The sequence below is a fragment of the Verrucomicrobiia bacterium genome, assembly GCA_036268055.1.
Taxonomy (GTDB): domain Bacteria; phylum Verrucomicrobiota; class Verrucomicrobiia; order Limisphaerales; family Pedosphaeraceae; genus DATAUW01.
The window spans coordinates 38,538-52,631 of record DATAUW010000001.1; the positions used below are offsets into that span (position 1 = coordinate 38,538).

The following is a 14,094-nucleotide window of genomic DNA, read 5'->3' on the forward strand; positions in this document are numbered from 1 at the left end:
ATTATTTTCCCGAAATGGACTTCGCCTCGCGGATCATCTCTTCCAATTTTGCCGGGCGCGCATCGGCGCCATAAGTCTGCGGCACGCCCGCGAGATAACGGAGTAATTGATCGGGCGTCACTTCAGCCGCGTAAGGACTGTTCGCAAGCCATTCGGCGAATTCCCCGGCGCTGGCCGCAAGTCGCATCGCGGGACTCGCCTGGTCGAGCGCCACGCCGCTGCCGTTGTAAGGAACTTCCCACGCGTGCTCGCGATATTCGGAAGTCCCCGGCACGCGGAAACGCACGTGCACGGTGGCGATGGCGCCTTCGCCGCTCGCATCGGTTTCCACGACGTAAAGCGCGTTGCCCGATTCCGCCGCGCCGATTTCCGCCGCATCCACGGAGTTATCGCGGAACTGTTGCTTGGTAAGTTGATGCTTGGCGTAACCGATCTGGCGATACGCCTTCACGCGTTTGGGATTAAACTCAACTTGCACTTTCACATCGGCGGCGGCGATGTTCAGCGCACCCGCAAGCTGTCCGGCAAAATCACTCGCCGCTTCGGCGGGCGTGTTGAGAAAACCGTAACGCCCGTCGCCATTGCGCGAAAGCGCTTCGAGCAAATCGTCATTGTAACCTTCCCAGCCAATGCCAAAACAATCGAGCGCGATGCCTTGCTTGCGATTCGCTTCGACTTTTTGGCGAAGCGTAGTCGCGTCCACATTGCCAAGATTCGCCGCGCCATCGGTGAGCAGCACCACGCGATTGACACCGTCCGCGAGGTAATGACGGCGCGCCGTTTCGTAAGCGAGTCTCATCGCGTCCTCGAGATTCGTGCCGCCTTGCGGAGTGAGGCCGCTGACTTTCTCGAACACCGCGCCCGCCTGATCGCCCGGCACGCCATCCACCCAAAGCCGCGGCGTGCGCGCAAAAGTCACGATGCTCAATTTGTCCTGCGGTTGAAGCTGCGTCGCCAGCACGCGCAAGGCTTCGTGAATGATCTGCACGCGATCCGCGCGCTCCATCGAACCGGAATTATCCAGCAGCAAAACAATATTCAACGCCCGCCCCGGCGGACGCCCCGCAGCCGCCGTCTTCACCGAGAAGCGGAGCAAATCGCGATTGTGTGCGAACGGATCATGCGCACGCTCCCAGGCAAAACCCAGTGGCGCACCCGGCGCAGGATCGGGATCGCGATAATCGAACGCATTAATAAATTCCTCGCTGCGGATGGATGCCGCATCCGGCATCACGCCCTTATCCAAACTCGCTTCGGCAAGTTTGAACGAGACATCCGCCACGTTGAGCGAGAAAGTTGAAAAAGCATTTTCGCGCGTGAGAATTTCCGGCATAGGAATAGGAAGCTGCACTGCGGATTTGGCGAGCGGCAGATCTTTCTGTTGATTGTCCAATTGTTTTTTCAACACAGCCAACTCTTGCATAGTGCGCGCCACCTTTAAGTCCTGTTCAGCCAGTTGAACTTCGATTTGCTTGACCTTTCCAAAATCAGCGTTGCTGCGTTGTTCGGTCTTAAAATCCCTTACCGCAACGGCAAGTGCATTTGCAATGTTGGCTGCCTCAACGGGGTTGTCACTCTTAACGCCAATATCCACTAAACTGGAGTTTTTTTCCGGGCGGACATCCAGGCTCTTTTTCAACCGAGCGCGCGCCTCGGATTCAGTCAACGGCGCGCCTCCCTTATCGGCCCATACTTTTTTCAAATCCAGCTTTTCAATGACCTTATCAAGCACAGCTTTCGATTGAATAGTCTCAACCTCGCTTTGCACAAAATGAGGATCGTACGTCTGCGCAGTTGCATTTCCTGAAATTCCACTGATATCCGAAACATCATGGTCAGATTTAATCCGCGCGCGCCTTTCAACTGTGCCAGTGAAAAATCCAGTGACTTTTTCAGACAGACTTCGATTGGATGTTGAATTGGTCTCCGCCCGCTCGACGATTTCGACCATTGTGGTATTGGGCATCTTTGTTTCGACGTTTTCCTGCAAAACTTTCAGTTTCGTCAGATCGCGAGTCGTGGTTAATGATTTTAGCTCTTCCTGTTTTTCCTGGTACGCCAGCATTAGGTTGGACGCGTCGGAATCAGACTGCGCAACCGCCGATTGCGATTGCATCGCCTTGTTTATCCAGTTGGGGGTCGAAGCGCCACTCATGGGAACCTCATCGCGAGTTGCGGGATCGTAACTGAAAGTGACGTTATCCGAAAGTGTGGCCGAATTTAGAGTTGATAAATTGGAACTAGTGTCCTTTGTCCATGCCTTATCGACGTTTTTTAATCTGTCGGAATTTTTCAATTCATAAGCGCGCGCGTCATTGGCCATTTTCCGCTGTCGAAAGGCTTGCAGGTCATTATCTATTTTATCGCTTTGAAATGAAGGTGTGCGTTCAATCTGACTAGCAACAGTCTGGTCGTTCTTGAAAGCGCCGATGTCGGCAATTCCACCGCCACCGCCACCAGCCCCTAAAACACCAGGATTATTACCGGCGAGTTTAGCGTACTGCTGAACATTATTGGCGGTATGAGCATTTGAGGCTGGCAAGTTGACATACCCAACGATTCCTAAATTGTATTCATTACTGTTATCGCCTCCGCCTCCGCCGCCAAAGCCTTGAATAGAACCGCCCACCCCGACTTGGACCTTGTCCTGGCTTCCTGAAACCGTATCCGCCAACTGAACCGGCGGAGTGATAGCATTCAAATTTCCGTTAGCGGCAACCACGCCTCCCGTCGGCGCGGCAGGTGCGGTCGGCAATCCAAAAGCAGTTTTTTCGTTTTCGACCAAAGCCGGCGCGGCCATCGGCGCGGGCTCAGATGCTGGCAAAACAATCTCGGATTTTCCGGCGGTGGCTGATTTGTCAGCCGGTTGCACAAAAATTGCAAAAGGTGAGCCTGCTTGTGGAGGAGTCAAAGGTGTAGTAGATCTGGCAGACCCGGTATTAAACGTCCCCTCTGATTTCAATCCACGCGATTGCGGTTGCAGGCTATCCATTTCCTGTGGTGTCTTCGTTTGAACCAACTGCATTTCTCCCACTGGCACTGTCGCCCCATTCGCATAAATCCGAACACTTCCACTGGCATCCGCGCTGGATGGCAGATTCACGCCAAGCAATTTCTTTGCCTCACGGCGATCCACTTCCGCGGAAGCCGATTCGCCGACCTTGCCGATCAAATATCTTTCACCCGCGACCGGTGGAAGTTTTCCCCCGGGAAGATACGGTTTCAAATCTTTGAATGTAGGTGCATCCTCGGCGCCTTTTTTGTTGTCACCCGCCCACATTTCCTTCGCCATATCCAATTCCCGCAGATTGGAAAGCGTGTTAATCCGCATCGCTTTCGATTTCGACTTTGCGAGCGCGGGCAAAAACAATCCCGACAGAGCAATAAATATGACCGCGCACGCCGCCAGCAACATCCAATTAATCTTTTGCGGCGCGGACGGCTCCGCGAATTCCTTCGGCACAATCGTCTTGAACTGCGCGAGCAATTTTTCGCGGCGATCAGCGGAAAGTTTTAACGGCGCAGCCGGCGCGGCTTCGGCCTGTGCGGCGCGACTGGCAGCTTCAACCAATTTGATCGTGGGCTTGAGACGGTCGTAAAGTTTCGCCAACTCGGCATTCTCCTCAAGTTCCTGGCGCAACGCGGCGGCCTTGTGCGCGGGCAATTCGCCGAGCAGATACGCGGTCAGGCGCGCTTCGAATTCCGCGAGTTGTTCGGGTGGAAGTTCGGGGTTCACGGCACGACTCCATTTCTCGCCAGTTCATCGGCGATTTCCTTGAGCGCGTGATGCAGCAGGTAACCGACGTGCCCGACTTTCAATCCCGTGCGCGCGCTGATTTCCTTATACGACATGTCCTCGGTGAACTTGAGCCGGATCAATTCGCGGCTGCGCTCGTCGAGAGTTTCCAGACTGAGTTGCACCAGACCCACGCCTTCGAGCCGCGAAATCAATTCATCGGGCAGCGGCTGGGAATCGGCGGTATCGAGTGAAGGCGGAGCGTCAATTTCGGTAAGGCTGTCAAACGAAATGGTTTTTGCGGATTGACGGCGATGATTGAGGGACTGGTTATGCACCGTGCGATAAAGCCACTTGCGCGGCTCGCGAACTTCTTTGAACTGGGCGTGCAATTTCATGAAAGCATCCTGGACAGTGTCCTCGGCAAGGTTGCGATCACCGAGCAAACGGAGGGCATACGCGAGCAGCGGTGATTCGAGGTTGGCGAAAAGCTCCTCGATCGTTTCCCCTGCCGGCGGCTCGCTGACTTCTTTTGCTCGCATTACGGCCATGCTCGGTTCGTCCCGCGCGATTCGTGGCGTTCATCCGCCGCCAACCCTCGCGAGACGGTCCTGTCTCACTAGGTATGACACACCACGAGGAAGTTTATTAGACGAAAGATTAGGGAAACGGCCAAGGGCACGATTCCGCTATTGTTCGCCCCTGATTTAGAAGAAATTCGGTCAATTCACCTTGCGCAGCACATCGTTGCGTTGCGCCCAGGCAGGATCGGGATTTGGGTAATCCAAATTATAATTCAACCCGCGGCTTTCCGGACGATGCAATGCACTTGCCACAATCAATTCCGCCACGAGCGCGATATTGCGCAATTCCAACAGGTCACTGGTCACGATGAAATTCCAATAATACTGCTGAATTTCTTCCTGCAAATTTGCTATTCGCGAACGCGCGCGTTGCAGGCGTTTGTTGGTGCGGACGATGCCGACGTAGTCCCACATGAGCCGGCGGATTTCATCCCAGTTGTGCGAGATGACCACGAGTTCGTCGGGATTCGTGGCGTTCCCGGATTGCCAGTAGGGAATTTTAAAAATCGTGCCGCTCGCCGGTTGCGTCAAAACTTTGTTCGCCGCCCGATGCGCGCACACGAGCGCTTCGAGCAATGAATTGCTCGCGAGCCGGTTCGCCCCGTGCAGACCGGTGCAGGCCACTTCACCCACCGCGTAAAGTCCCGCGATGCCCGTTTCGCCATCCACATTCGTCAGCACACCGCCGCATTGATAATGAGCGGCAGGCACAACAGGAATCGGCTCGCGCGTGATGTCCATGCCGAATTGCAAACACGTTTTGTAAATATTCGGAAAGCGTTCGATGATGAAATCCGCCGGCTGATGCGTAATGTCGAGCATCACGTGATCCGCGCCGCTGCGTTTCATTTCGTTGTCAATCGCGCGGGCTACGACGTCGCGCGGCGCGAGCGATTTCAACGGATGATATTTGTCCATGAACTCCACGCCCGCGATAGTCTTGAGCACGCCGCCCTCACCACGCACGGCTTCAGAAATGAGAAATGATTTCGCCTTGGGATGATACAGGCAGGTCGGATGAAACTGGATGAACTCCATGTTCGCCACTTCCGCGCCTGCGCGATAAGCCATCGCCACGCCGTCGCCGGTCGCGATGTCGGGGTTCGTGGTATAAAGATAAACTTTTCCGCAACCGCCGGTGGCGAGCAGCACTGAGCGCGCGGTAAACGTCTCCACTTTTCCGGAACTTTTATCCAGCACATACACGCCGAGGCAACGGTTCGGCCCTGGTTCGCCCAGCTTTTGGCTGGTGATCAAATCAATCGCGACGTGGTCTTCAAAAATTTTTATGTTCGGTTGCGCGGCCACGGCTGCGAGCAATGCGCGTTCGATTTCGCGGCCTGTTACGTCCTTGGCGTGGAGGATGCGCCGCTTGGAATGACCGCCTTCCTTGCCCAAATCCAATTCGCGCGCGCCGTGCGATTCAGGAATCTCGCGCTCGGAAAATTTCATGCCCAGCTCGATCAATTCGGCGATGCGCGCCGGGCCTTCCTGAATGATCGTGCGGACGACGCTTTCATTGCACAAACCCGCGCCCGCCTGGAGCGTATCGCGCACGTGCATCTCAACGGAATCTTCTTTGCTCGTGACCGCGGCAATGCCGCCTTGCGCGTAATTCGTATTGGACTCCGCGCGATTTTTTTTGGTGATGATGGCCACGCGCCCGGACGGCGCTACTTTAAGGGCAAAGGTGAGCCCCGCGATGCCGCTGCCGAGAACAATGTAATCGAATGGCTTCATTTCAATTTAGCCAACCCACTGTGCAAACAGGCTTGGATGTCGTCAATGCGGCATTTCAGCGGATCGCGGGTCTATGACCCGCAGCAATACACAATTAAGATTGCCGCACTAGACTAAGCCGACAGTGGCTTGACCGGCTGGACCTTACTGCGAGTCGCAGACCTGCGGTCCGTTCGGATGTGAACTCCGAGCGCAAAATTATTTTACAAAACACCGTTATCAATCAACCGCGTCTTGCCGAAGAAAACCGCCAGCGCCATCTGCGTGCCGCGCGCGACTTGCTCGACGGGTTGCAAAGTTTGTGCATCAAAGAATTCGAGATAATCGAGCCGCGCTTCCTGCTTGGCCGCGATGATATGCGCGAGTCGTGTCTTGAGTTTTTGCGCGGAGATTTTTTTACCTCGCACTTCGGCGCGCGCTTGTTTCAAGGCTTGCGAAAGCACGACCGCCTGTTCGCGCTGTGTGGGCGTGAGATATTTATTGCGCGAACTCATCGCCAGTCCATCCGGTTCGCGATGCGTGGGTGCGACGATTATTTTCAGCGGGAAATTCAGGTCGCGCACCATCCGTTTGATGACGGCGGCTTGCTGAAAATCCTTGGCGCCGAACACGGCGGCTTGCGGTTGCACCAGGTTGAATAATTTCGCCACAATGGTGGTCACACCGCGAAAATGCGTCGGCCGCGACGCGCCTTCCATTCCGCGTGAAAGCGTTTCCTCGACCACATAAGTGCTGTAGGAATCGTGAGAATTTTTCGGATACATTTCACCGTCAGCGGGAGCAAAAATAATATCCACGCCAGCCTCGCGGCAAAGTTTCTGGTCGCGGGCAAAATCACGGGGATAACGCGACAAATCTTCGTGCGGCCCGAATTGCGTCGGGTTGACGTAAATGCTGACGACCACAATGCCCCTCTTGCCCACGGCGCGGCGCGCGCGGGAAACGAGACTGATATGCCCGGCATGCAGGTAACCCATCGTGGGCACAAAACCAACTCGAATATTTTGGGTCTGCCAGCGCCGGGCCAATTTCTGCATCGCCGCGGCGGATTTAACAATTCGCATGCGGAAAAAGTGGTGTACCCGCGGCCAAGTATCAATAAGATTGTCATGCGGCGGCAACGGCGTTAGAACGACGGCAGCCATTCCCATATATGAAACGATCTATTATTCCTGTCTTGCTCGCGGTTTTGTTTTCCGCAGGCGTCACCCAAAGTTTTGCCCAGACCGATGCCGGCGCGCCTGTGCCGGAGAAACCTGACGCGCATGGCTGGATTCATTTGTTCGATGGAAAAACCTTGAGCGGTTGGACGGCGCCCGACCCCGGCAAATGGGAAATCAAAGATGGCGTCGTGATCGGGCAAGGTCCGCGCAGCCATTTGTTCAGCCCGGGAACATACACGAATTTGGAATTCAAGTCGGAGGTGAAATTAAACCACAGTGGCAACAGCGGCATGTATATCCGCGCAGCGTTGGGACAAGGCTGGCCCAAGGGTTACGAGACCCAGGTGGAGAATACGAGCCCGGATCCGCAACGCACCGGAAGCTTGTATAATTTCAGCAAGGTTACGGAGCAACTGATCCCGGACGATACCTGGTGGACGCAGCATGTAATCGCCATCGGCAACCGCATTATCGTAAAAATCAACGATCAGATCGTGACGGATTTTGTGGATGAAAAAAACACTTACGTTTCCGGCCATCTGGCATTGCAACAACACAACGACGGAAGCGTGGTGATGTTCCGCAACACCGTAGTGAAGCGTTTGCCCGCCAACGAAAAAGTGGCCTGGGCCATCGCGAAGAAAGACATGCCGGAGATCAAATAAAAAGCCGAGCGCCGGCATTGCGCCGGCGCTCTCTGGTGCTTTTACTATTCGAAACTGAACTTCAGCCTTCTGCCGAAGCTGAACCCACTGCGCTCAGTTTCCCAGATCTCCAAGGACGTTAATGGTGGTTTTTGCCGATGAGCCTTTTTTGCCGCTGTTCGCGTCAACCGCGGTGGCTTGCACGGTGAAAGCGCCTTTGGCCGTGGTGTTCCATTCAAAAACGTATGGCGCGCTGGTCGCGGTGCCGACGACTTTGCCATTCACGAGGAAGCTTACGCTCGCGTTTTCCGTCGGATCAGCGAGGTCGGCCTGCAACGTAACGATTTGACCGAGTTGATACGTGGTTCCGTCTGGCGTGCTTAAGGTCACGACCGGCGTGGAGGAAATGGTCACGTGAACAGGATCGGACACGCCGGATTTGCCCAACTCGTCTTCAGCACGGGCAAAGATGGCGTAATGACCAACGGCGGGTTTTTTCCAGGTGACGGAATATGGCGCATTCGTCGCGCGGCCAATCAAAGTGTCGTTCACGAAGAAGCTTACTCCAGCGACGGGAATTTCGGTGTCGTTCACATCCGCCTGAATCGTGACAGACGAGGGACTCGTGAAGGAAGAACCATCTGCGGGGCTTGAAATCGAAACTGTGGGCGGCGGCACATCAAAAACATCATCTACAATTTTCACGGTGGCATTCCCTTTGCCGGCAATGGTGTAAGCCGCGCTGGGTTCCACGGTAAGGACAACGGTTTTATTGCCCCGATTGACAGTGTCAATGATCGGTTGCACAGGAACATCTACGGCGAGATAACCGGGAGGCAACGTGAGCGTCGTGCTGATGGCCTCATAGTCAACGCCGTTCGCAGCGGTGCCGGAGATGGTCACATTGACGGTCAGCGTGTCATTGGTGTCACCGTGGCGAATCAATGTGAAAGCGCCGGCGGTGGTGCCTTCAAGAGCCGTGGGATCAGTGGCGCGCAGACGCACCCGGGGAAGATCCTGGGCTTGCAAAGTGGAACTGAGCATGAGCGTGCAGGCGATCAGACCGAGGGATTTGAGGAGATGTTGAGTCATAGTTGCCTCTATTTTTTCAGGGTTGAAACATGGATTAGTGAGCTTGAAGCTCGCGAGAGGCTAGCGCATGGAACATGCCAAGCGCGTTTTGACAGGCTGCAAGGCCCACAATCTAGGCAATGCGTCTCAAAACGCGCCTATTTCTGGACACTGTCCACACACGCGAGACATTTTGAGCCACTGACTGTCTATATTGTGGCTGGTTCGGGGACTAAAAAATTGGAATTTCGCCGTGCGCAAAAAAATGCGAAGACCGGTTGGTCTTCGCACTTGGCTAAATCGGATGCGCTCGTTTAGCGGCGGATCTGGAAATCGAGCGGGGAAACGCGCGGCATTTCGTGGTCGCAAGGCTGATTCGTCGGGGCATCGGCTTTGCGCTCTGTGTTGCCGACGAGGCTATTGGCCAACAGGTAAGCTTCGACTTCGTCACCGCTGACATCGGCCAGCATACGGCCATTGACCTCGACGCATGGGCTAAGCATCTGCCCGCTTTTTTCGATCATCTCCTGGCGCTGCACCGGGTCGTTAATGATGTCGCGGTCTTCAAAAGGCAGATCGTATTTGCGCATGATAGCGCGGACGCCCTGGCTCCAGCCGCACGAGGGTTTCAAATAAGCAATGATTTTTGGTTTGTTCATAATTTAAATCCGCTCCTAAAGTGCCATAGCGAGTGATTTTGGCAACTATTTCCTCCGCATGAAATCCGCGCTCGCGCGCCCATTCCCATAAATGGGGATTTACACGTCTTGGTTTTAGTTATCAGTATTAGGTATGAACAAATCGTTGATCGTGGGCCGTTATTCTTTTGGCATCGGCGACCGTTTTGCGCACCAAGCCAGAGCCCAACTCCAGGCATGCCTGCTCGCCAATCAAAAAGGCGTCGAGGTCATCCCCGTCTGGAATAAATCCAATCGCGAGCACACTACCATCGGCTCTGAACCTTCCACGACCCGCGCCGCTGCCGATGCCGCCGTCAAGGCGCTCGGCTGGACCAAGCCTTACCACGTGGATGCCGACCATATCCGCATTGAGACGGTGGACCGCTTCTTGCCGCATTCGGATTTCTACACGATTGACGTGGCCGACTGGATCGGCAAACCCGTTGCTCCCGCCGCTGTCGCCAAATTCATGGACGCCCACCCCGAATTGGTCGGACAGATTTCCATTCCCGGAATCGCCGAGCCTTTCAAGACGACACGTGCGCAGGTCGAGGCCATCGCATCCGAATATCTGCTCGCTGTTCAGGAAGCCGGCAAAATTTATCGCTACATTGCCGCGGCGAAGGGCGAGAGTAATTTTATCACCGAGGTTTCCATGGATGAAACTGACGCGCCTCAAACCCCGCCGGAATTACTCGTCATCCTCGCGGCGATTGCCGCCGAAGGCATCCCCGCGCAAACCATCGCGCCCAAATTTACCGGCCGTTTCAACAAAGGCGTGGATTACGTCGGCAACCTTGCTCAATTCGAAAAAGAATTCAGCGAAGACCTTGCGGTCATCTCGCTCGCGGTGAAACATTACGGCCTGCCCGCGAACCTCAAACTCAGCGTTCATTCTGGCAGCGATAAATTTTCCATTTACCCCGCCATTCGCCGCAGCCTCGCGAAATTCAATGCCGGCCTGCACATCAAAACCGCCGGCACCACCTGGCTTGAAGAAATCATTGGCCTTGCCGAAGCGGGCGGCAGCGGACTGATTCTCGCCAAGGATATTTATGGCGAGGCGCTCGATCATCTCGACCAGCTTTGCGCGCCGTACGCCGCGGTGATTGATATTGATGAGAAGCGTCTGCCTCCCAAAGATGCCGTCAAAGGCTGGAGCGCGGAGCAATTCGTCGCCGCGTTGCGTCATGATCCAAAGAATCCTGAGTTCAATCCTCACGTCCGCCAACTGCTCCACGTCGGCTACAAAATTGCCGCCAAGCAAGGCCGCCGTTACCTCGACGCCCTCGAAGCCAACGAAGCTTCCGTGTCGCGCAACGTCACGCACAACCTTTACGAGCGCCATCTCAAGCCGTTGTTTGTGAATTGAACGCGGCTTCGTTCCGCCAATATCATCGGCCAATGAAAATTATAGCCCGCCAGTTGGCCGTGTCCCTTTTTTCGGTTGCACTTTGCGGCCTGGCCGCCTGCTCGTCCGTTCACCCGGCGGCACCGTCGCTCAGTTTTTCCAATTCGCCGGTGACTTATGACATTCGCACTTTTGGCGCCGTGGCGGATGGACAAACCCTTTGCACCGATGCCATCCGCCAAGCCATCGCGGCGGCGAATTCGCGGGGCGGCGGCACGATTTTTTTTCCCGCGGGCGTGTTCCTCACCGGTCCCATTCATTTGCAAAGTCACATCACGCTTTTTCTCGACTCGGGCTGCCTGCTGAAATTCAGCACCAATTTCGACGATTATTTGCCGATGGTTCCATCGCGCTGGGAAGGCATTGAAGTCACGAACTTTTCGCCGTTGATCTATGCGCAAAACGCTGAGGACATCGCCATTCGCGGGCGCGGCACGCTTGACGGTCAGGGTGAGGCGTGGTGGAAACACATGTCGCAGGTGCGCGCTTCGCGCAACGACGCTGAGCGCGACAAGTGGCAGCAGGAATTCGCGCACCTCAATCCGCATCCACTGGTCGCGGAAAATTATAAGACGCTGCAAATGGGTTTTATGCGCCCGCCATTTTTCCAACCATATAATTGCACGAATGTTTTGGTTGAAGGCGTCACGCTTATCAATTCGCCCTTCTGGACGGTCACGCCGCTCTATTGCGAAAATGTCACGGTTGAGGCTGTGATTATTCACAATCCCGTTTCGCCGAACACGGACGGCATCAATCCCGATTCCTGCCAGAACGTCCACATCTCGAATTGCCACATCAGCGTTGGCGATAATTGCATCGCGATCAAATCCGGGCGCGATGCCGATGGTCGCCGCGTCGGCCGTCCCGCCGAGGATTACACCATTAGCAACTGCACGATGGCGGATGGCCACGGCGGTCTAGTCATCGGCAGCGAAATGTCCGGCGGCGTGAAGAACATCACGATCGCGAATTGCATTTTCGACGGCACAGACCGGGGCATCCGCATCACGTCCGCGCGCGGCCGCGGCGGGGTGGTGGAAGATGTGCGCATCAATAATATTGTCATGCGCAACATTCACAATGAGGCGGTCATCATCACTACTTTTTATGAAAGCAGCGACGTCGAACCCTTCAGCGAGCGCACGCCGGTTTTTCGAAATATCCGTCTGAGCGGTTTGACTGGCGACGCCAAGATCGCCGGTGACTTAAGCGGTCTCGATGAAATGCCGCTCGATGGAATTTCGTTCAGCGATGTCAAACTGGACACAACGACAGGCTTGACCATCAAGGACGCGCGCAACATCAGCCTGCACAACGTCATCATCAATACCACCAAAGGCTCGCCCATCGTCACCGACCGAGTCACAAACCTTGAGTTGGACTCCGTCAGCACCACGCAGACGAATGGCGCGCCCCTGATCGTGGTCGGCGATGCCAAAAATGTTTTCGTGCATGGTTGCTCCATGCCGCTGGGCACGGCGAAGCCGGTGTTGATGCTCGGAGGCACGGCCACCGATGTGCTGATCGAAGGGAACCACTTTGGCAATGACCAGCCCGACGTGAAAAAAGACGACACCCGATAACGTCCTATTTATGAAATTTATTCACGAAGATTTTCTATTGCAGACCGCAACCGCGCGCCGCATTTATCGCCAATTCGCCGCCCCCGAACCCATCTTCGATTATCATTGCCATCTCTCGCCGCACGACATCGCGAACAATCGCCAATTCAACAACCTCTTTGAAATCTGGCTCGAAGGCGATCATTACAAATGGCGCGCCATGCGCACCAACGGCGTGAGCGAACGCTATTGCACCGGCAAGACCGAACCGTTTGAAAAATTTCGCGCGTGGGCCGCGACCGTTCCCCACACACTGCGCAATCCACTATATCATTGGACGCATCTCGAGTTGAAGCGCTATTTCGGCATCAACGAATTGCTCGACGAAGCCAGTGCCCGCCATATCTGGCAACGCGCCAACGAACAACTCGCCACTCCGGAATTGACGACGCAGGGCATCCTGAAAAAATTTCGCGTCAATGCGCTTTGCACGACCGATTGCCCCACGGACGATCTCAAGCCGCACCAGGCCATCGCCACCTCGAATCTCGCCACGCGTGTGCTGCCAGCGTTTCGTCCCGACAAGGCGCTCGCGGTGAATCAACCGGAAGCGTTCAAGTCGTGGATCGCGAAACTCGAAAAATCCAGCGATATGGACATCGGCAGTTTCGGCGATTTCCTGCGTGCGCTTCGCTCACGCCACGATTTCTTTCACGCACAAGGCTGCCGTCTTTCCGACCACGGCATGAACCATTGCTTCGCAGATTTTTGTTCGGAGAAAGTTGCCGCCGCGATTTTTGCAAAAGGCCATCGCGGCAAGCCCGTCACCTGCGCCGAGCATTCCCAATTCGCCAGTTTCATGATGCTGTTTTTCGGTCAGCTCGACGCCGAACGCGGCTGGACCAAGCAGCTCCACCTGGGCGCGTTGCGTAACACCAACGCCCGCCTGCTCCATGAACTCGGCCCCGACACGGGCTTCGACAGCATCGGTGATTTTCCACAAACGGCGGCGCTCGGCGCGTACCTCAATCGTCTCGAAAAGGAAAAAGCGCTGCCCAAAACCATCATCTACAATGTGAATCCCTCGGACAATTACGCCTTCGCGACGATGATCGGAAATTTCCAGGACGGTGTGACGCCGGGCAAGATTCAGTTCGGTTCCGGCTGGTGGTTTCTCGACCAAAAGGAAGGCATGGAATGGCAGATCAACGCGCTCTCGAACCTCGGCCTGCTCTCGCGCTTCGTGGGCATGGTGACGGACTCGCGTTCGTTCATGTCCTATCCGCGCCACGAATATTTCCGCCGCGTGCTGTGCAACCTGATTGGCCGCGACGTCGAAAACGGCGAACTTCCCGGCGACGATGCGCTGATTGGCTCAATGATCCGTAATATCTGTTACTCGAATGCCGAGCGTTATCTCGCCCTGCCCGGCCGATCAACGGCAAGCCTCGCCGCAAAGGCAAGGAAGTTCCAACGGCAGTGTGATTAAATGGCGATGCG

10 protein-coding genes are annotated in these 14,094 nt (G+C 55.4%); 4 read left to right on the forward strand and 6 right to left on the reverse strand.

Annotation, left to right across the window (positions count from 1 at the left end):
* Position 1: 1 nt before the first annotated feature.
* The 4 genes from VH413_00170 to panC all read right to left on the reverse strand — a co-directional run bounded on the left by VH413_00170 (position 2) and on the right by panC (position 7,124).
* Complete coding sequence (locus VH413_00170) at positions 2–3,736, reverse strand: von Willebrand factor type A domain-containing protein (GenBank protein HEX3797085.1); 3,735 nt, start codon at positions 3,734–3,736, stop codon at positions 2–4.
* A complete protein-coding gene (locus VH413_00175; GenBank protein HEX3797086.1) occupies positions 3,733–4,287 on the reverse strand; it encodes an RNA polymerase sigma factor in 555 nt (184 codons plus the stop codon). The genes VH413_00170 and VH413_00175 overlap by 4 nt, the downstream gene beginning before the upstream one ends.
* Positions 4,288–4,458: 171 nt before the next feature.
* Entirely contained in the window at positions 4,459–6,060 is a 1,602-nt protein-coding gene (nadB, locus tag VH413_00180) for an L-aspartate oxidase (protein ID HEX3797087.1), read from the reverse strand.
* Positions 6,061–6,263: 203 nt separating this feature from the next.
* Positions 6,264–7,124 (reverse strand): pantoate--beta-alanine ligase, encoded by an 861-nt coding sequence (panC, locus tag VH413_00185; GenBank protein HEX3797088.1) that lies wholly within the window; start codon positions 7,122–7,124, stop codon positions 6,264–6,266.
* Positions 7,125–7,213: 89 nt separating this feature from the next.
* Here panC and VH413_00190 point away from each other — a divergent pair, with 89 nt between their 5' ends.
* The gene (locus VH413_00190) at positions 7,214–7,888 is read left to right on the forward strand and encodes a DUF1080 domain-containing protein (GenBank protein HEX3797089.1); all 675 of its coding nucleotides are present in this window, start codon (positions 7,214–7,216) and stop codon (positions 7,886–7,888) included.
* Positions 7,889–7,981: 93 nt separating this feature from the next.
* On the opposite strand, the gene VH413_00195 is transcribed toward VH413_00190, so the two are convergent.
* Positions 7,982–8,959, reverse strand: coding sequence for an Ig-like domain-containing protein (locus VH413_00195; GenBank protein ID HEX3797090.1), 978 nt, complete (start codon positions 8,957–8,959; stop codon positions 7,982–7,984).
* 293 nt (positions 8,960–9,252) lie between these two features.
* The gene (locus VH413_00200) at positions 9,253–9,597 is read right to left on the reverse strand and encodes a glutaredoxin (protein HEX3797091.1); all 345 of its coding nucleotides are present in this window, start codon (positions 9,595–9,597) and stop codon (positions 9,253–9,255) included.
* A gap of 133 nt (positions 9,598–9,730) precedes the next feature.
* On the opposite strand from VH413_00200, the gene VH413_00205 reads away from it, so the two are divergent.
* Genes VH413_00205 through uxaC form a run of 3 tightly spaced genes read left to right on the forward strand, consistent with a single transcriptional unit; the run spans position 9,731 to position 14,083 of the window.
* The gene (locus VH413_00205) at positions 9,731–10,990 is read left to right on the forward strand and encodes a tagaturonate epimerase family protein (protein HEX3797092.1); all 1,260 of its coding nucleotides are present in this window, start codon (positions 9,731–9,733) and stop codon (positions 10,988–10,990) included.
* A 32-nt stretch (positions 10,991–11,022) separates the two neighbouring features.
* On the forward strand, positions 11,023–12,615 hold the full coding sequence (locus VH413_00210) for a glycoside hydrolase family 28 protein (GenBank protein HEX3797093.1): 1,593 nt from the start codon (positions 11,023–11,025) through the stop codon (positions 12,613–12,615).
* A 10-nt stretch (positions 12,616–12,625) separates the two neighbouring features.
* Complete coding sequence (gene uxaC, locus VH413_00215) at positions 12,626–14,083, forward strand: glucuronate isomerase (protein ID HEX3797094.1); 1,458 nt, start codon at positions 12,626–12,628, stop codon at positions 14,081–14,083.
* Positions 14,084–14,094 lie beyond the last annotated feature (11 nt).